This window comes from Streptomyces sp. NPDC102462 (assembly GCF_044765425.1).
GTDB lineage: Bacteria > Actinomycetota > Actinomycetes > Streptomycetales > Streptomycetaceae > Streptomyces.
This window is the reverse complement of sequence record NZ_JBIWKB010000009.1, coordinates 44758-63381: the sequence shown is the minus strand read 5'-3', so window position 1 is coordinate 63381 and position 18624 is coordinate 44758. Positions and strand designations below refer to the sequence as shown.

The following is an 18624-nucleotide window of genomic DNA, read 5'->3' as shown; positions in this document are numbered from 1 at the left end:
GGAATCCCTAGAACACCGGCGTGCCGGCCCGGGTCAGCTTCCAGTCCACCGACGCGAAGTCCTTGGGGTCCAGGACGCCCTTCGCGGTCACCCACTCCGCGATCCGGGTCCGGATCTCCGTCGACTCGGACCACAGCTCCTGGGCCGAGGCCACATGCGGGAACGCACCGCCGCCGTTGGCCCGGTAGTTGTTCACCGCGAACACGAACTGCTGCGTGTCGTCCAGCGCGGCCCCGTCGAAGGTGAGGTTCTTGATCCGCGAACCGGCCGGCTGGGCGATGTCGATGTCGTAACGGAGCCCCGACACATAGTCGTAGTTGTAGTCCGGGCGGCCGCCCGCGTTGGTGACCTTCTGCACGTCGACCACCGCGTCGGGAGCCGTCTGGACGTAGTACTCCGCCGAGTACTCCAGGTACGCCCGCACCTGGGCGCCCGTCATCAGCTTCGCGACCAGCGTGTTGTCGTACACATACAGGCTCGACAGGTCCCGGATCGTCACCTTGCCCGCCGGGATCTCCGAGGTGCGGGAGAACGGCGAGGCCTGCGAGAGCACCGGCAGCGAGGCGTACGCGGTGCCCGCGAGCGCGGCCCTGACCACGTCCTCCTGGACCTTGTTGATGAGGTCGATGATCGGCGCGTCCTTGTAGCGGGCGTCGACCGTGGTCAGCGTCTCGGTGGCGGTGCCGACCACCTGGTTGACGTACTTGACGACCTTCGCGTGCTCGTCGGACAGCAGCTTGGTGATCTTCGGGTCGTCGGCGACGGTGTTGGAGTTGCGCAGCGAGGCCGCGACCGACTCCACCGTCCAGCGGCCCTTGGCGAACACCAGCTCGATGTCGAACAGGGTGAGTCGCTCGGCGAAGTACAGCGGCTCGGACAGCACGACCGTCCTGCCGGTCTTCTCGTTGGTGACCTTCAGCTCCGGGATCTCCACATGGGAGTGCCCGACCAGGATCGCGTCGATACCCGGCACCTGCTTGGCGACGTTGACCGCCGCGTTCTCCACGTACGGCACCTGGTCGCCGTACGACGACGTGCCGGACGTTCCGGAGTGCGCCGAGACGATCACCACGTCCGCACCCATGGAGCGCAGCTTCGGCACCCACTTCGCGGCCTGCTCCTCCAGACCCGGGAACTTCAGCTTGCCCTGCACATACGCCTTGTCCCAGATGGCGATGCCCGGGTTGGTCAGGCCGAGGACGGCGACCGTGACCGGCGGGGCGCCCTTCACCGGGAACTTCTTGATGAAGTAGGGCGGGAAGGCGGGCTTCAGGGTCTTCGCGTCGACGGCGTTGGCGCCGAGCAGCGGGAAGCGCAGCTGGTCCTCGAACGTGCGCAGCGTCTCGATGCCGTAGTTGAACTCGTGGTTGCCGAGGGCCGCCGCGTCGTAGCCGATCGCGTTCATCGCCTGGGCCATCGGGTGCACCGGGCCGCCCTTGGCGGTGATCGGGTCGACCTTGGCGTAGTAGTACGTCAGCGGGGTGCCCTGGATGGTGTCACCGGCGTCCAGGAGCAGCGTGTTCTCGCGGCCCTTCTCCTTGCGCACCTGGTTGATCAGGGTGGAGACGCGGGCCAGGCCCATCGCGTTGCCGGCGGTGTCGGAGTACTCCGCGTCCTTGAAGTAGTCCCAGTTGAAGACGTGCCCGTGCAGGTCGGTGGTGCCCATGACGGTCAGCGAGTGGCGCTTGGGCCGCTTGCCGGCCGTGCCCTTGCCGGGCGACGCCGACGCCTGCGCCGGGGCTGCCACGGCACCGGCGATCGCCACTCCCGCTCCGGTTGCTGCGGACTTCTTCAGAAACTTCCGGCGGTTCAGCGGCATCGTGCGGTCTCCTCGGGGAATGGTTCAACAACGCGCGTAGATTCTGGCCCGGCCCGGCCGACGGCAACAGGTCCGGGAGGTTTCGATCTGGTGACCTCATCGATGAACTCCTGGGTTCCAACCGGCGAAAGGCGTGACAGAGTGGGGCGTATGACCTCTCCCTCGCCCGAGCTGCCCCGCGTCGCCGTCCGCGGCGAGGCGCATCTGGAAGCCGACCCGGAGATCGCCCGCATCGGTATCACCGTCACCGCCCGCGGGCGGGACCGGCGTTCCGCCCTCGACGACCTCACCCGGCGCAACGCCGCCGTCCTCGACCTCGTCAAGTCCTACGGCGAGGCGGTGGAGCGCCTGGAGACGGGCTTCTTGTCCATCACTCCGGAACTGTCGACGCACGGCCGGGGCGAGCGCGTCCGCACCTACCACGGCAGCGTCCGTCTCACCGTCGAACTCTCCGACTTCCCGGCGCTCGGCGAACTCACCGCACGCCTCGCCGACTTGGAGCTGACCCGCGTCGACGGCCCCTGGTGGGCGCTGCGCCCCGGCTCGCCGGTGCACGGGCAGGCCCGCCGGCAGGCGGTGCACGAGGCGGTCCGGCGGGCCCGCGAGTACGCGGAAGCGCTCGGCACCTCACTGGCCGCGCTGGTCGAACTCGCCGACACCGGCGTGGAGAACGCCGAGCCGTACGGCCACCCCGGCGTGCGCGCCCGTTCCCTGGCCTTCGCCGCGGCGGCGGAGAACACGGCGCCCCCGCTCGACCTGGAACCCCAGCGGCAGCATGTGTACGCACAGGTCGACGCCCGCTTCACCATGACACCCCCACGCCTGTGAGCCCCGGTGAAGCGGAGCGGGAATTTCCAGGAACGGAACAGTCGGTAACCGTCCGCTGATGGTCCACGGCCGTCCGTGAGCGGCCCGCCGGGCCATTCCCGGCGTTCCATATGCTCATCAGAGCGCCCGGTCGCACAATTCAACAGTTGTCAATGGCCCTTTACTCAAAGGTTGTTGAGTAGTCACGTCCGGCCAATTCTCTACCCGCCGGTAAGCCCTAGGCTCGATGCATGCGCCGAGCAAAGATCGTCTGTACATTGGGGCCCGCCACCGACTCGTACGAGCAGATCAAGGCCCTGGTCGAGGCCGGAATGGACGTCGCCCGATTCAACCTCAGCCACGGCGGTCACGCCGAGCACGAGGAACGGTACCGACACGTGCGGAAGGCCGCCGACGAGACCGGTCGCAGCATCGGCCTCCTCGCCGACCTTCAAGGCCCGAAGATCCGCCTCGGCCGTTTCCTCGAAGGACCGGTACTCCTTGAACGCGGCGACACCTTCACCATCACGGTGGAGGCGGACACCGAGGGCGACCGCAACCAGTGCGGAACCACCTACTCCGGCCTGGCCGCCGACGTCACGCCCGGTGAGCGCATCCTCGTCGACGACGGCAAGGTCTGCCTCGAGGTCACCTCCGTGGACGGCCCCCGGGTGCACACCACGGTGGTCGAGGGCGGCATGGTCTCCGACCACAAGGGCCTCAACCTGCCGGGCGTCGCCGTCTCCGTGCCCGCGCTCTCCGAGAAGGACGAGGTCGACCTCCGCTGGGCCCTGCGCACCGGCTTCGACGTCATCGCGCTGTCCTTCGTCCGCAGCGGCAGGGACATCGAGGACGTCCACCGCATCATGGACGAGGAGGGCCGGCGGCTGCCGGTGATCGCCAAGGTCGAGAAGCCGCAGGCGGTCGACGGCATCGACGGGATCGTGGCGGCGTTCGACGGCATCATGGTCGCGCGCGGCGACCTGGGCGTCGAAATGCCCCTGGAGCAGGTGCCGATCGTCCAGAAGCGCGCCATCAAGCTCGCCAGGCGCAACGCCAAGCCGGTCATCGTGGCCACCCAGATGCTGGACTCGATGATCGAGAACTCGCGCCCCACCCGGGCCGAGGCGAGCGACGTCGCCAACGCCGTCATCGACGGCACGGACGCGGTGATGCTGTCCGGCGAGACCAGCGTCGGCAAGTACGCGGTCGAGACGGTCCGCACCATGGCCCGCATCGTCGAGGCGGCCGAGGAGGACATCCTGGCGGGCGGGCTCCCGCCGCTGACCGAGCGGAACAAGCCCCGCACCCAGGGCGGCGCGGTCGCCCGGGCGGCGGCGGAGATGGGCGACTTCCTCGGCGCGAAGTTCCTGGTCGCCTTCACCCAGTCCGGAGACACCGCCCGCCGGCTGTCCCGCTACCGCTCCCCGATCCCGCTGCTCGCCTTCACCCCTGAGCCGGCGACCCGCTCCCAGCTCAGCCTCACCTGGGGGGCCGAAACCTTCCTGGGGCCGCACGCCGACTCCACCGACGCCATGGTCGCCCAGGTCGACGAACTGCTCCTGAACTACGGCCGCTGCCAGAAGGGCGATGTCGTCGTCATCACCGCGGGCTCCCCGCCCGGCGTTTCCGGCACGACGAACATGGTGCGCGTCCACCACATCGGCGAGGACGACAGCCCCCGATAACCGAGCCGGCGGCAGCCCTTTTGGCGCCCGGTCACACGAAAGGGCCCCTCATAAGGAGGGGCCCCAGAAAAATCACTGACCTTGAAATCGAAGGAAAAGTGCCCCGGGTCGGACTCGAACCGACACTGTACGGGTTTTGAATCCGTTGCCTGCTGCCAATTGGGCTACCGGGGCTCGAAGAATCAAAGGTTTTGCCCGACCCTCCGCGCGTCCACCATACCGTAGCTAGGTAGGCTCTTGTCAGCAGTACCCCTGCCCTGAACGAGGAGCCCCCGTGACCGCCGAGTCGCCCCAGCCCGTAGACGTGCCCGACGACGACAAGTCGCACGTGCCTCCGCTGACGACCCGTGTCGTCATCGCCGAGGACGAGGCGCTGATCCGGCTCGACCTGAAAGAGATGCTGGAGGAGGAGGGGTACACCGTCGTCGGGGAGGCCGGCGACGGTGAGCAGGCCGTGGAACTCGCCCGCGAGCACCGGCCCGACCTCGTGATCCTCGATGTGAAGATGCCCAAGCTGGACGGCATCTCCGCGGCCGAGAAGATCGCCGAGGAGTCCATCGCCCCGGTCCTCATGCTCACCGCCTTCTCCCAGCGCGATCTCGTCGAGCGCGCCCGTGACGCCGGAGCGATGGCGTACCTGGTGAAGCCGTTCAGCAAGAGCGACGTGGTGCCGGCCATCGAGATGGCCGTCTCCCGCTTCACCGAGCTGCGGCAGCTGGAGAAGGAGGTCGCCGACCTCACACAGCGGCTGGAGACCCGCAAGCTGGTCGACCGCGCGAAGTCGATCCTCCAGACCGAGTACGGGCTGACCGAGCCGGCCGCCTTCCGCTGGATCCAGAAGACCTCCATGGACCGCCGGATGTCCATGCAACAGGTCGCCGAGGCCGTCATCGCAGACAACGCCGAAAAAAAGACCCCCAAACCAAACCACCCCTAACCCCACAACAAGGCCCGCCCCCCAACCTGGGAGGCGGGCCTCATCACACACCTAGCTAGTCACACCGACTGGCAGCACAGCAGCGCGCCCCAAAGGGGCGCGGGGCTGTATCAACATGCGGCTCCGCCGCGCGGGCGCGCCCGGCCACAACGCACCCGCACCCGGCCGACGCCAGACCCACAACGCACCGATGCCGGACCCGCAGCCCACCCCCACGCCGCAGCCGAGCCACGCCGCAACACCGGCCGAACCAGCGGAGCGCTCAGTCCTCGCCGAGGTAAGCCTTCCGCACCGACTCGTCGTGCAGCAGCTCACGCCCGGTCCCCGACAGAACGATCGTGCCGACCTCCATGACATGCCCGTGATCCGCAAGTGAGAGCGCGGCCTGCGCGTTCTGCTCGACCAGCAGAATCGTCGTGCCCTGCGACTTCAGCTCGGCAATGGTGGCCATGATCTTCTGCATCATGATCGGCGACAGCCCCATCGACGGCTCGTCGAGCATCAGCAGCTTCGGCTGGGACATCAGCGCCCGGCCCATCGCAAGCATCTGCTGCTCACCGCCGGACAGGGTGCCCGCGGCCTGCTTGCTGCGCTCCCCGAGGATGGGGAACAGCTCGTAGGCCCGCTGGATGTCCTTCTCGACGCCCGGCCGGTCGCTGCGCAGGAACGCGCCGAGGCGCAGATTGTCCTCGATGGTCATCCGGGGAAAGATGTGCCGCCCCTCGGGGGAGTGGGCGAGCCCCAGCGCGACCACCTGGTGCGCGGGCACCTTCTTCAGCGACTTCCCGTTGAACCGGATCTGCCCGCCGACCGGCCTGAGCAGCCCCGAGAGCGTGCGCAGCGTGGTGGTCTTGCCGGCCCCGTTGGTGCCGATGAGGGTGACCACCTCGCCGGCCTCGACCTTGAAGGAGATGCCCTTGACGGCCTCGATCTTGCCGTAGGCGACCCGGAGGTCCTCGACTTCGAGCAGTGCGGTCATCGGTCGTTCTCCTTGCCGGGCGCGGCGTCCTGCGGAGTGTCGGCGTGTGCCTCGGCGGCCTCCACCTCGGCGACCTCCTCGGCGCCGGGCGCGTCCTCGTAGGGCTCGCCCAGGTAAGCGGCGACGACCCGCTCGTCGCCCTGCACGGTCGCGCTGTCGCCTTCGATGAGCTTTTCGCCCTGCACGAGGACGGCGACCCGGTCGCTGAGGTTGAAGATGAAGCGCATGTCGTGCTCGATGACGAGGACGGCGATGCCCTGGTCTCGGATGGCGAAGACCAGTTCCTCGGTGGCCCGGGTCTCCTGCGGGTTCATGCCCGCGGTCGGCTCGTCGAGGAGCAGCAGCCCCGGCTCGCTGGCCAGCGCCCGGGCGATCTCCAGCTTGCGCTGCTCGCCGTAGGGCAGATTGCGGGCCAGGTGCTCGGCCTTCGCGTCCAGGCCGACGAACCGCAGCAGTTCCATGGCGCGTTCACGGGAGGCCGCCTCGGCCCGGTGGAAGCCGGGGCCGCGCAGCAGGGCCGACCACAGGCCCTCCTTGGTGCGGGTGTGGCGGCCGACGAGGACGTTCTCCAGCACCGTCATGTTGGCGAACAGCCGGATGTTCTGGAAGGTGCGGGCGATGCCGGCCGCGGTGACCTTGAAGGACTTCGGCGGCAGCACGGCGCCCTTGTAGCGGACCTCTCCCTCGGTCGGGACGTACAGGCCCGTCAGGCAGTTGAAGAAGGTCGTCTTGCCGGCGCCGTTCGGGCCGATCAGGCCCACGATCTCACCGCTGTTGACGGTGAGGTCGACATTGCGCACGGCGGTCAGGCCGCCGAAGCGCATGGTGACGCCGCGCGCGTCGAGCACGACCTGGCCGGGCGCGGAGGCCCCGGAGGCGGCGCCCCGGGTGGTGGTGTCGGTAGTCATCGTGGTTCAGGCCCCTGCCTTGGTGAGGACGGCGGGCGCTTCGGCCTCTGCGTGGAATTCGAGCTGGCGGCGCCGGTTGGGGATCAGGCCCTCCGGGCGGAAGCGCATCAGCAGGATGAGCGCGACACCGAAGGCCAGGAGCTGGTACTCGCCGAGGAACTGGAGCTTGTTGGGGATCAGGAACAGCAGGGACGCGCCGATGAGCGGCCCGCTGATCGTGCCCATACCGCCGAGGACCACGGCGGCCAGCAGAAACGCCGAGTTGGGCGGGATGGGGCCGGCGAAGAGGTACTGCTCCGGGGTGACCGTGTAGGTGACGTGGGCCTGGACCGTACCGGCGAGGCCGGCCAGCGAGGCGCCGACGGCGAACGCGATGAGCTTGACGCGGAAGCCGTTGATGCCCATGGCGAGGGCCGCGGTCTCGTCCTCGCGGATGGCCACCCAGGCGCGGCCGATGCGGGAGTCACCGCTGCGCCGGAAGACCAGCACGACGACCGCGGTGATGATCAGCATCAGGAAGAAGTAGTTGGCGAACCGGCCGATGGTGAAGCCGCCGACGTCGTGCGGGGCGCCGAAGTCGAAGCCGAAGATGTTGAGGTTCGGGATCGAGGAGACGCCGTTGGAGCCGTTGGTCAGGTCGGGTCCCGAGGTGCCGTCGAGGTTGTTGGCGGTGATCCGGAAGATCTCACCGAAGCCGAGGGTGACGATGGCGAGGTAGTCACCGCGCAGCCGCAGGGTCGGGGCGCCGATGAGCACACCGAAGACGAGGGAGGCGGCGGCGCCCACCAGGACGGCGGCCCAGAACGGGAAGTGCACGTCGAACGGGGAGCTGGGCGAGCCGGAGACCAGGGACGCCGCGTAGGCGCCGACGCCGAGGAAGGCCACGTAGCCGAGGTCGAGCAGGCCCGCGAGGCCGACGACGATGTTCAGACCGAGGGCGACGGTTCCGAAGATGAGGATGTACACGCCGACCGTGGCGTACTGGTCGTCGGTCTGGGTGAAGGGGAACAGGGCCGCCGCGACGAAGGCGCCGACGATGGTGATGTTCTGGTGCCGGGAGGTGATCTGGGACGCCTGGGCGATCAGGCCCGCCTTGTTGAGCGCGGCGAAGCCGAACCCGGCCGTGATCAGGAAGCCGATGAAAAGCTCGTCGTACGAGGTGCCGATGCCGTAGGTGAAGACGATCAGGCCGAGGGCGAGGACCCCGACGATGATCAGGATCTCGACGTACGAGGGCAGCGCGCCCACGGTGCGGGGGGTGCCGCCGGCGTAGGAGGCCCTGAGGGTCTGCCACCCGTGGGCGAGGCGGTGCTTGGCGCGCGCCCAGCCGGTCTCGTCCGGGTCGAGCGGGTCGGGCTCGGGCCGCTCGAACGGCAGCGCGTGCGCGCCGAGGAGGGAGATCAGGGAGGCCGCGGCCGCGAGATAGCCGCCGGGCTCCAGGTTGACGACGCCGCCGAGTTTGGCGCTGATCGCGATGACCGTGTACCAGGCGGTGCCGAAGGCGGCCAGCGAGGCGAACCGGAGGGCGCCGTCGCCGCCCGCGGGCGTCAGCCGGCCGAGGCCCTTGACCCCGTACGAGGCGAGGCCGAACAACGCGGTCAGCGCACCGGCTATGAGCACCAGGACCTGGAGGCCGCCGGGGTAGCCGTAGACGGTCAGGTCGCCGGGGAACTCGGACGTCCAGGTCCAGGCGAGGAACGTCGAGACGACGGTGAGGGCGCCGCCGCCGGTGGCGATGGCGCGCGCGACGGGCGCCGGCAGGCCGAGGGCGCCGCGTGTGCGGTCGGCGACGGGGGCGCTGGGGGTTTCGGGTGCGGTGGTCTGTGTGGTCATCGGTGTCACGCCCTGTCCGCGACGCGCTCGCCGAGCAGGCCCTGCGGCCTGAACAGCAGTACGAGGATGAGGAGTACGAAGGCCCAGACGTCGGCCCAGGACTGGCTGCCGAACTTGTCCATGCCCGGGATGTCGGCGATGTAGGCGGTGGCCAGGGTCTCGGCGACGCCGAGGACGACACCGCCGATCATGGCGCCGTAGATGTTGCCGATGCCTCCGAGGACGGCCGCGGTGAACGCCTTCAGGCCGAGGATGAAGCCCATCTTGTACTCGATCTGACCGTACTTCAGGCCGTAGGCGACACCGCCGACCGCCGCGAAGGTGGCTCCGAGGGCGAAGGCGATCACGATGATGCGGTCGGTGTTGACGCCCATGAGCTTCGCGGTGTCCGGATCCTGGGCGGTGGCCTGCATGCCGCGTCCGGTGCGCGTCTTCATGACGAAGTAGGCGAGGACGGCCATGCTGACGGGCGCCGCGGCGATCAGGAAGATGTCGCCGGTCTGGATGGTGACGCTGCCGATATGGAACGGGCCGCCGTCGATCTGCGGGAAGGTGCGCGCGGACTTGGCCTCGGGGTACCAGGCCCAGACCGCCTGCTGGAGGGCCAGGGACAGGCCGATGGCGGTGATCAGCGGGGCGAGGCGGGGGCCGCCGCGCAGCGGGCGGTAGGCGAGCCTTTCCGCCCCCACCGCGACGATGACGGAGACCAGGATGGCGCCGATGAGCATGAGCGGCAGGGCCACCCACATGGTGGTGCCGTCGGGCAGCACCCACAGATAGACCGAGAGGGCCCCGAAGGCGCCGGTCATGAAGATCTCGCCGTGGGCGAAGTTGATGAGCTGGACGATGCCGTAGACCATTGTGTAACCGATGGCGACCAGCCCGTACATGGATCCCAGTAGCAGGCCGTTGACCAGCTGCTGCGGCAGTTCGTTCACCGCATGTCCTCCGAGACGTTCGGATGTTTCGACGGATGACGGATGGAGCCGGATGCGAGTCCGCGCGGGGCGCCAGTGGAACAGCGCCCCGCGCGGCTCGTGTGGTCCGGGCGGATCAGCCGGTGTAGGTACCGGACTTGACCGGCTCCCAGGCGCCGTTCTTGACGGCGTACACGGTGAGCTGCTTGTTGGTCGCGTCACCGTACTCGTCGAAGGAGACCTTGCCGGTCACCCCGTCGAAGGAGACGTTCTGCATGGCCTCGGCGACCTTCGCGCGGGCGTCGGACGGCAGCTTGCCATCGTTGTCCTCGACGACCTTCTTCACGGCCTCGATGATCGCCCAGCCCGAGTCGTAGGAGTAGCCGCCGTACGCCTCGTACGCCTCCTTGTAGCCGGCGGTCTTGTAGTTGGCGACGAACTCCTTGGCTGAGGGCAGCTCTTCGACCGGGGCGCCGACCGAGGTGGCGAGGTCGCCGGTGGCGGTCGCGCCCGCCAGCTTGATGAAGTCGGCGCTGTAGATGCCGTCACCGCCGATCACCGGGATCTTGGCGCCGGCGGCCTTGATCTGCTTGCTCAGCGGGCCGGCCTGCGGGTACTCGCCGCCGTAGTAGACGACGTCGGCGCCCGAGTTCTTGACCTTGGTGGCGACCGCGGAGAAGTCCTTGGTGTCCGGGTTGATGTGCTCGCTGCCGGCCACGGTGCCGCCGAGCTTCTTGAACTCCTCGGTGAAGGTGGCGGCGAGGCCCGCGCCGTAGGTCTTCTTGTCGTCGATGACGAAGACCTTCTTCTTCTTGGCGTCGTTGAACAGGTACTGCGCGGCGAACGGGCCCTGGATGGCGTCCGTGGTCGCGGTGCGGAAGTACGACTTGTACGGACGCGACTTCGACGTCTGCCAGTTGGTGCCCTGGGTCAGCGCCGGGTTGGTGTTGGCCGGCGAGACCTCGACCAGCTTGGCGTCGTCGAAGACCTTCTGCATCGACTCGGCCACCGACGAGTTCAGCGGGCCGACGACACCGAGGACGCTCTTGTCGGCGACGAGCTTGGTGGCGTTCTGCTGGCCCGACGAGGGCTGCCCCTGGTCGTCCAGGGCCTCGATCTTGAAGGTGATGCCCTTGACGTAGTCCTGCTTGTTCGCGGTCTTGGCCGCGAGGTCCACCGAGTTCTTGATACCGAGGCCCAGCGCGGACAGGTCGCCGGTCAGCGGGGCGTCGACGCCGATGACAACGGTGGTGCCGCCACCGCTGCTGGAGTCCGAGCCCTTGTCGCCGCTGTCGCGCGAGCCGCAGGCGGTGAGGGTGAGTGCTCCCGCCGCCAGCGCGGCGGTGATGGCGATGAGCGAACGTTGACGCACGATCCATCCTTTCCCCTGGCACGACCGCATCCCCGTGGAAACGGTCGAGTCGCGCGCTGGGCCGAAATCGCAATCCGACGGCGCGGTGACTGGCCGTGACTCTAGGCCCGGTGCGAGGAATGGGGAGAGAGTCTGACCAAGGCTGTGACGCTCTTGTTATGACCCCAGGTAATGCAGAGCGGTACACCGTGGGGGGAACGCGCGAATTCCGGTCGATTCGCCCCGTCCGCATGGTGAGAACCCGCAGGACCCGCCATGGATCCGTTCAGGTGTCTCGGGTGTTTTGGTGATGACCGAAACTGTTGCCGCAGGCAACTCGAAGGGCTTCTGGGGCGTGCTGTGCGTACCGTGATCACGGGATGAAACTGGTGGCTTGTATTGCATGCGTATTACGCAGAGTTACGCCCAGGAAAGGAAGTCCGGCATCCTTCAGTGGTTTTCCGCATTCCGTCACGTGCACGGTTATCGTGATCTACGGGAAGAGCCCACATTTGCCCGAAAAGGCACCCCGGCGCCGTGACGGGCCGCCCCCAAGGGGCGCGGGGCTGTATCAACATGCGGCTCCGCCGCGCGGGCGCGCCCAGCCACAACGCTGCCGCGGTCGCACACGCCGCATGACGGCCCACCCCGGAGCGCGTGTCACGGCCCAACCCGCGGAGCGCTCCCGCTCACCGCCACGGCCCTTCGCTCGGGGTGCCGGCGCGGTACCGCTCGGCGCAGGCCGAGCGCGCCTCACGATCGATCAACTCATCGGCCGCGGAGGGGCCTTGACGCCGCTCGACGGCGCGCGCCGCGGTCACGACGCGCCGCACGATCTCGTACTGCCCGTTGGACAGCCCCATCGACTGGTAGTCGCCGTAGCCGCCGTCGTCGAGCACCTGTCGTGCCCCGTGCGCGACGATCCGGGCACACAGCTCGGCGTCGGAGGTCGCCGACGGGACCGCCGATCCGGCCGGCGTCACCGGGGATGACGGCGCCGAAGGGGCGGACGCGGCCGGTGGGGCCGATGTCCCGGCCGGAGGCCGGGTAGCGGTCCCCGGGCCGCCGGGGCCGCCGCAGCCGACCGCCAGTGTCAGGCAGACCCCCAGTGCGGATGCGGTCACCCCCGCGCGGGGGCCTCCTCGCCGTCCCATGAGCCGAAGTTACGGGCCCGGGGCGGCGGGGTTCAACGGCTCGGCGCGGGCCGCCGTCAGCCTTGCGCGGGACGGACCCGTGCCTCGTCGTCGGCGTTGATCTCCCGCAGCAGACAGGTCAGCCGGGCGGTGCACACCCGCCGCCCCGCCTCGTCACTGATCACGATCTCGTACGTCGCCGTGGTCCGTCCCCGGTGCACCGGCGTCGCCACCCCGGTGACCAGGCCCGACCGCACACCCCGGTGGTGCGTGCAGTTGAGGTCGACGCCCACGGCGATCTTCGAACTGCCCCCGTGCAGCATCGAGCCCACCGAGCCCAGCGTCTCCGCCAGCACCGCGGACGCGCCGCCGTGCAGCAGCCCGTACGGCTGGGTGTTCCCCTCCACCGGCATCGTCCCGACCACCCGCTCCGCCGACGCCTCGACGATCTGCACGCCCATCCGCGTCCCCAGATGGCCCGCGGAGAACAGGGCCGGCAGATCGACCCCGAGCGCGGCGTACTCGTCGACGATCTGCTGCGGGAACTTCACGTGCTGCTGCTCGCCCATCGACCAGGCTCCGTTCGTCGTCGCTGGAACTCCGCTGAGCTGGGGGTGCCCCCGGACGGAGTCCGGGGGAGCTCAGTCGGTTGCCGATTGTTCCAGACGCACCACGACGGACTTGCTGGCCGGGGTGTTGCTGGTGTCCGCCGTGGCATCCAGCGGCACGAGCACATTGGTCTCCGGGTAGTACGCCGCCGCACAGCCCCGCGCGGTCGGGTAGTGCACCACCCGGAACCCGGCGGCCCGCCGCTCCACGCCGTCCCGCCACTCGCCGATCAGATCGACGTACGACCCGTCGGCCAGCCGCAGTTCACGCGCGTCCTCGGGGTTCACCAGCACCACCCGGCGCCCGTTCCGGATGCCCCGGTAGCGGTCGTCCAGGCCGTAGACGGTGGTGTTGTACTGGTCGTGCGAGCGGATCGTCTGCAGCAGCAGACGGCCCTGCGGCAGCTTCGGGTACTCGACCGGCGCCGCCGTGAAGTTCGCCTTCCCCGTGGCCGTCGGGAAGCGGCGCTCGTCACGCGGGGCGTGCGGCAGCGCGAAACCGCCGGGCCGGGCCACGCGCGCGTTGAAGTCCTCGAAGCCGGGGATCACGCGCGCGATACGGTCCCGGATCGTCGCGTAGTCCTTCTCGAACTCCTCCCAGGGGACCACGCTGTCCGCGCCGAGCACCCGGCGCGCGAGCCTGCACACGATCGCCGGCTCGGACAGCAGCCGCGGACTCGCCGGTTCCAGCCGGCCCCGGGAGGCGTGCACCATGCCCATGGAGTCCTCGACGGTCACGAACTGCTCGCCGGACCCCTGCAGATCACGCTCGGTGCGGCCCAGGGTGGGCAGGATCAGCGCACGCGCGCCCGTGACCACGTGCGAGCGGTTGAGCTTCGTCGACACGTGCACGGTCAGCCGCGCGCGCCGCATGGCCGCCTCGGTGACCCCGGTGTCGGGGGACGCGGAGACGAAGTTGCCGCCCATCGCGAAGAAGACCTTCGCGTCGCCGTCGCGCAGGGCCCGGATCGCGCGGACCACGTCGTAGCCGTGCTCACGCGGCGGGGCGAAACCGAACTCCTTCTCCAGGGCGTCCAGGAAGGCCGGGGCGGGCCGCTCGAAGATGCCCATCGTCCGGTCGCCCTGCACGTTCGAGTGGCCGCGCACCGGGCACACGCCCGCGCCCGGACGCCCGATGTTGCCGCGCAGCAGCAGGAAGTTGACCACCTCGCGGATGGTCGGCACGGAGTGCTTGTGCTGGGTGAGACCCATGGCCCAGCACACGATCGTGCGCTCGGAGGCGAGCACCATCTCCAGCGTCCGGTCGATCTCCGCGCGCGTGAGGCCCGTCGCCGTCAGCGTCTCGTCCCAGTCGGCGGCGCGGGCGGCCGCGGCGAACTCCTCGTAGCCATGGGTGTGCTCACGGACGAAGTCCGTGTCGACGGCGCCCTCGGTCTCCAGGATCAGCTTGTTGAGGAGACGGAAGAGCGCCTGGTCGCCGCCGATGCGGATCTGCAGGAACAGATCGGTCAGCGCGGCGCCCTTGAGCATGCCCTGCGGGGTCTGCGGGTTCTTGAACCGCTCAAGGCCCGCCTCCGGCAGCGGGTTGACACTGATGATCCTCGCCCCGTTGGCCTTGGCCTTCTCCAGGGCCGAGAGCATCCGCGGGTGGTTCGTCCCCGGATTCTGGCCGGCCACGATGATCAGGTCGGCCTTGTACAGGTCCTCCAGCAGGACGCTGCCCTTGCCGATGCCGATGGTCTCGGACAGGGCCGAGCCGGACGACTCGTGGCACATGTTCGAGCAGTCGGGCAGGTTGTTCGTGCCCAGCTCCCGCGCGAACAGCTGGAAGAGGAACGCGGCCTCGTTGCTGGTGCGGCCCGAGGTGTAGAAGACGGCCTCGTCGGGGGAGGACAGCGCGGCGATCTCGTCGGCGACGATGTCGAAGGCGCGCTCCCAGGAGACCGGCTCGTAGTGCTCGCCGCCCTCCGGGAGGTACATGGGGTGCGTGAGCCGCCCCTGCTGTCCCAGCCAGTAGCCGCTGCGGCCAGCCAGATCGGCGACCGGGTGCGCGGCGAAGAACTCCGGGGTGACGCGGCGCAGCGTGGCCTCCTCGGCCACGGCCTTCGCGCCGTTCTCACAGAACTCCGCCGTGTGCCGGTGGTCCGGCTCGGGCCAGGCGCAGCCCGGGCAGTCGAAGCCGTCCTTCTGATTGACCCGCAGCAGGGTCAGCGCGGTGCGCTTCACGCCCATCTGCTGCTGTGCGATCCGCAGCGTGTGCCCGACGGCCGGCAGCCCCGCCGCCGCATGCTGGGGCGCGCCGACCCGCGGCGCGTCCTGGACCGGATCACCCTTCGGCGGTTTCGTCGCCACCGCGCGCTCCCCTCGACGACTGCATCTGTGCGTTCGCATTCGATACTCCCACGCGGCGGTGACAACCATCGAGGCCGGTCGGGGGCGCCGCCCGAGCGCGGTCGGGGTGCACGGGCGGGACCGGCTGTCAGTGCGGCGTGGCAGGATCGGGTTCGTGGCAGAGACAGCATCGAAGAAGACCGACAAGACCTCCGGCGGTAACCGTCCCCGGCTCATGCTCATGGACGGGCACTCGCTGGCCTACCGCGCGTTCTTCGCGCTGCCCGCGGAGAACTTCACGACCGCGACGGGCCAGCCGACGAACGCGATCTACGGCTTCGCGTCGATGCTGGCCAACACGCTGCGCGACGAGGCGCCCACGCACTTCGCGGTGGCCTTCGACGTCTCCCGCAAGACCTGGCGTTCCGAAGAGTTCGCCGAGTACAAGGCGAACCGCTCCAAGACCCCGGACGAGTTCAAGGGCCAGGTCGAGCTGATCGGCGAACTGCTCGACGCGATGCACGCCCCGCGCTTCGCCGTCGAGGGGTACGAGGCGGACGACGTGATCGCCACCCTCGCCACCCGCGCCGAGGCCGAGGGCTTCGAGGTGCTGATCGTCACCGGTGACCGCGACTCCTTCCAGCTGGTCACCGAGCACACGACGGTGCTGTACCCGACCAAGGGCGTCTCGGAGCTGACCCGCTTCACCCCGGAGAAGGTCTTCGAGAAGTACGCGTTGACGCCCGCCCAGTACCCCGATTTCGCCGCGCTGCGCGGCGACCCGTCGGACAACCTCCCGGGCATCCCCGGCGTCGGCGAGAAGACGGCCGCCAAGTGGATCAACCAGTTCGGCTCCTTCGCGGAACTGGTCGAGCGCGCCGACGAGGTCAAGGGCAAGGCCGGACAGAACCTCCGCGACCATCTGGAGTCGGTCAAGCTCAACCGCCGGCTCACCGAGCTGGAGCGTCAGGTGGAGCTGCCGAAGACGGTCGCCGACCTGGAGCGCGCCCCGTACGACCGCAAGGGCGTCGCGGTGATCCTGGACACCCTGGAGATCCGCAACCCGTCCCTGCGCGAGCGGCTGTTCGCCGTCGACCCGGGCGCCGAGGAGGCCGAGACCACCGTGGTCGCGGTCGGCGGCGTGGAACTGGACGGCACCGTGCTCGGCACCGGCGAGCTGGGCCCCTGGCTCGCCGAGCACGGCACCCGGCCCCTGGGCATCGCCACCGTCGACAGCTGGGCCCTGGGCACCGGCTCGGTCGCCGAGGTGGCGCTCGCCGCGGCCGACGGTGCCGCCGCCTGGTTCGACCCGTCCGAGCTGGACGAGGCCGACGAGAACGCGTTCGCGGCCTGGCTGGCGGACGCGGGCCGGCCCAAGGTCCTGCACAACGCCAAGGGCGCCATGCGGGTCTTCGCCGAGCACGGCTGGAGCATCGACGGCGTCGGCATGGACACGGCGCTCGCGGCCTACCTGGTCAAGCCGGGCCGCCGCTCCTTCGACCTGGACGCGCTGTCCCTGGAGTACCTGGGCCGCGAGCTGGCGCCCGCCGCCGCGGCCGACGGCCAGCTCGCCTTCGGCGCGGACGACGCCGCCGAGGCGGAGGCGCTCATGATCAAGGCCCGCACCATCCTCGACCTGGGAGAGGCGTTCGAGGACCGGCTGCGGGAGGTCGGCGCCGCGGACCTGCTGCGGGACGTCGAACTGCCGACCTCGGCGCTGCTCGCCCGCATGGAACGGCACGGCATCGCGGCGGACCGGGCGCATCTGGAAACCATGGAACAGATGTTCGCGGGAGCCGTGCAGCAGGCGGTGAAGGAGGCCCACGCGGCGGCCGGGCACGAGTTCAACCTCGGCTCGCCCAAGCAGCTCCAGGAGGTGCTGTTCGGCGAGCTGGCACTGCCGAAGACCAAGAAGACCAAGACCGGCTACACCACCGACGCCGACGCCCTGGCCTGGCTCGCCACCCAGACCGAGAACGAACTGCCGGTCGTCATGCTCCGCCACCGCGAGCAGGCGAAGCTGCGCGTCACGGTCGAGGGCCTGATCAAGACGATCGCGGCCGACGGCCGCATCCACACCACGTTCAACCAGACCGTCGCGGCCACCGGCCGGCTCTCCTCGACCGACCCGAACCTGCAGAACATCCCGGTCCGCACGGACGAGGGCCGCGCGATCCGCCGTGGCTTCGTCGTCGGCGACGGCTTCGAATCCCTGATGACCGCCGACTACAGCCAGATCGAGCTGCGCGTGATGGCCCACCTGTCCGAGGACGAGGGCCTGATCGAGGCGTTCACCTCGGGCGAGGACCTGCACACCACGGTCGCCTCGCAGGTGTTCTCGGTCGGCCGCCTCGCGGTGGACGCGGAGATGCGCCGCAAGATCAAGGCGATGTCGTACGGCCTGGCCTACGGGCTGTCCGCCTTCGGCCTCTCCCAGCAGCTGAACATCGACGCGGCCGAGGCCCGTGCCCTGATGGACACGTACTTCGAGCGGTTCGGCGGCGTGCGGGACTATCTGCGCCGCGTGGTGGACGAGGCGCGGGCGACCGGCTACACGGAGACGCTGTTCGGGCGCCGCCGCTATCTGCCGGACCTCAACAGCGACAACCGTCAGCGCCGCGAGATGGCCGAGCGGATGGCCCTGAACGCGCCGATCCAGGGCACGGCGGCCGACATCGTCAAGATCGCCATGCTCAACGTCGACCGGGCGCTGCGCGAGGCGGACCTCACCTCGCGCATGCTGCTCCAGGTCCACGACGAAATCGTCCTGGAGATCGCCCCCGGCGAGCGCGAGGCCGCGGAGCGGATCGTCCGCCGCGAGATGGCCGCCGCCGTCCAGCTCAGGGCCCCCCTGGACGTCTCCGTCGGCGCAGGCCCCGACTGGGAATCAGCAGCCCACTAATCGCTCTGCCGCATGCGCCGCCGCTGTGCCGTCGGTTGTCCACGGCGGCACAGCGGCTGGTCGCACAGCTCCTCGCACCCCTCTGCCGAACCGCAAGCAAGCCCCCGGAGGGCGCCCTCGGGCGCCCACCCCAAGTTCTCAGCCGCACCCGAAGTCCCAGCCGCACGTGATTTCTCCGCCGCAACGACGATCAACCACGACGGCGCCCGACGGCGGTGCCGAACTCACCGCGCCCATCCCTGAGCCGCCCCAAGTTCTCAGCCGCACCCGAAATCCCAGCCGCATGTGAATTTTCCGCCGCAACGGCGAGCAACCACGACGGCGCACGACGGCGGTGCCGAACTCACCGCACCCATCCCTGAGCCGCCCCAAGTTCTCAGCCGCACCCGAAATCCCAGCCGCATGTGAATTTTCCGCCGCAACGGCGAGCAACCACGACGGCGCACGACG

Annotated in this window: 13 protein-coding genes and 1 tRNA gene; 4 read left to right on the top strand and 10 right to left on the bottom strand. The window is 69.5% G+C overall.

All coding sequences use genetic code 11. The features are described 5' to 3' along the window. Positions 1–7: 7 nt before the first annotated feature. Positions 8–1819 (bottom strand): bifunctional metallophosphatase/5'-nucleotidase, encoded by a 1812-nt coding sequence (locus ACIRFL_RS10625; RefSeq protein WP_404026287.1) that lies wholly within the window; start codon positions 1817–1819, stop codon positions 8–10. Positions 1820–1969: 150 nt separating this feature from the next. Here ACIRFL_RS10625 and ACIRFL_RS10620 point away from each other — a divergent pair, with 150 nt between their 5' ends. Beyond that, the gene (locus ACIRFL_RS10620; protein WP_404026285.1) at positions 1970–2647 is read left to right on the top strand and encodes an SIMPL domain-containing protein; all 678 of its coding nucleotides are present in this window, start codon (positions 1970–1972) and stop codon (positions 2645–2647) included. A 230-nt stretch (positions 2648–2877) separates the two neighbouring features. Further along, positions 2878–4314 (top strand): pyruvate kinase, encoded by a 1437-nt coding sequence (gene pyk / locus ACIRFL_RS10615; RefSeq protein ID WP_404026284.1) that lies wholly within the window; start codon positions 2878–2880, stop codon positions 4312–4314. Positions 4315–4413: 99 nt separating this feature from the next. On the opposite strand, the gene ACIRFL_RS10610 is transcribed toward pyk, so the two are convergent. Further along, positions 4414–4488: transfer RNA gene (locus tag ACIRFL_RS10610), tRNA-Leu, on the bottom strand. A 100-nt stretch (positions 4489–4588) separates the two neighbouring features. Here ACIRFL_RS10610 and ACIRFL_RS10605 point away from each other — a divergent pair. Continuing rightward, a complete protein-coding gene (locus ACIRFL_RS10605) occupies positions 4589–5251 on the top strand; it encodes an ANTAR domain-containing response regulator (protein ID WP_404026281.1) in 663 nt (220 codons plus the stop codon). Positions 5252–5513: 262 nt separating this feature from the next. On the opposite strand, the gene ACIRFL_RS10600 is transcribed toward ACIRFL_RS10605, so the two are convergent. The 8 genes from ACIRFL_RS10600 to ACIRFL_RS10565 form a co-directional block, all read right to left on the bottom strand. Beyond that, entirely contained in the window at positions 5514–6230 is a 717-nt protein-coding gene (locus tag ACIRFL_RS10600; protein WP_404026278.1) for an ABC transporter ATP-binding protein, read from the bottom strand. After that, positions 6227–7138, bottom strand: coding sequence for an ABC transporter ATP-binding protein (locus ACIRFL_RS10595; protein ID WP_404026276.1), 912 nt, complete (start codon positions 7136–7138; stop codon positions 6227–6229). Before ACIRFL_RS10595 ends, ACIRFL_RS10600 begins: the two co-directional genes overlap by 4 nt. A gap of 6 nt (positions 7139–7144) precedes the next feature. Next, positions 7145–8971: a branched-chain amino acid ABC transporter permease gene (locus ACIRFL_RS10590; RefSeq protein WP_404026274.1), complete on the bottom strand. Its 1827-nt coding sequence runs from the start codon at positions 8969–8971 to the stop codon at positions 7145–7147. 5 nt (positions 8972–8976) lie between these two features. Next, entirely contained in the window at positions 8977–9909 is a 933-nt protein-coding gene (locus ACIRFL_RS10585; RefSeq protein ID WP_404026272.1) for a branched-chain amino acid ABC transporter permease, read from the bottom strand. 115 nt (positions 9910–10024) lie between these two features. After that, complete coding sequence (locus ACIRFL_RS10580) at positions 10025–11260, bottom strand: branched-chain amino acid ABC transporter substrate-binding protein (RefSeq protein ID WP_404026270.1); 1236 nt, start codon at positions 11258–11260, stop codon at positions 10025–10027. Positions 11261–11928: 668 nt separating this feature from the next. Continuing rightward, the gene (locus ACIRFL_RS10575; RefSeq protein ID WP_404026268.1) at positions 11929–12222 is read right to left on the bottom strand and encodes a hypothetical protein; all 294 of its coding nucleotides are present in this window, start codon (positions 12220–12222) and stop codon (positions 11929–11931) included. 227 nt (positions 12223–12449) lie between these two features. Beyond that, positions 12450–12941, bottom strand: coding sequence for a hotdog fold thioesterase (locus tag ACIRFL_RS10570; RefSeq protein ID WP_404026266.1), 492 nt, complete (start codon positions 12939–12941; stop codon positions 12450–12452). A 72-nt stretch (positions 12942–13013) separates the two neighbouring features. Beyond that, entirely contained in the window at positions 13014–15293 is a 2280-nt protein-coding gene (locus ACIRFL_RS10565) for an FdhF/YdeP family oxidoreductase (RefSeq protein WP_404026263.1), read from the bottom strand. 154 nt (positions 15294–15447) lie between these two features. On the opposite strand from ACIRFL_RS10565, the gene polA reads away from it, so the two are divergent. Continuing rightward, on the top strand, positions 15448–18174 hold the full coding sequence (polA, locus tag ACIRFL_RS10560; RefSeq protein WP_404026260.1) for a DNA polymerase I: 2727 nt from the start codon (positions 15448–15450) through the stop codon (positions 18172–18174). Positions 18175–18624: the final 450 nt, after the last annotated feature.

Coding starts and splice junctions, on each gene's coding strand:
- ACIRFL_RS10625 (WP_404026287.1), bottom strand. CDS start 1,819: ATGCCGCTGAACCGCCGGAAGTTTCTGAAGAAGTCCGCAGCAACCGGA.
- ACIRFL_RS10620 (WP_404026285.1), top strand. CDS start 1,970: ATGACCTCTCCCTCGCCCGAGCTGCCCCGCGTCGCCGTCCGCGGCGAG.
- pyk (WP_404026284.1), top strand. CDS start 2,878: ATGCGCCGAGCAAAGATCGTCTGTACATTGGGGCCCGCCACCGACTCG.
- ACIRFL_RS10600 (WP_404026278.1), bottom strand. CDS start 6,230: ATGACCGCACTGCTCGAAGTCGAGGACCTCCGGGTCGCCTACGGCAAG.
- ACIRFL_RS10595 (WP_404026276.1), bottom strand. CDS start 7,138: ATGACTACCGACACCACCACCCGGGGCGCCGCCTCCGGGGCCTCCGCG.
- ACIRFL_RS10590 (WP_404026274.1), bottom strand. CDS start 8,971: ATGACCACACAGACCACCGCACCCGAAACCCCCAGCGCCCCCGTCGCC.
- ACIRFL_RS10570 (WP_404026266.1), bottom strand. CDS start 12,941: ATGGGCGAGCAGCAGCACGTGAAGTTCCCGCAGCAGATCGTCGACGAG.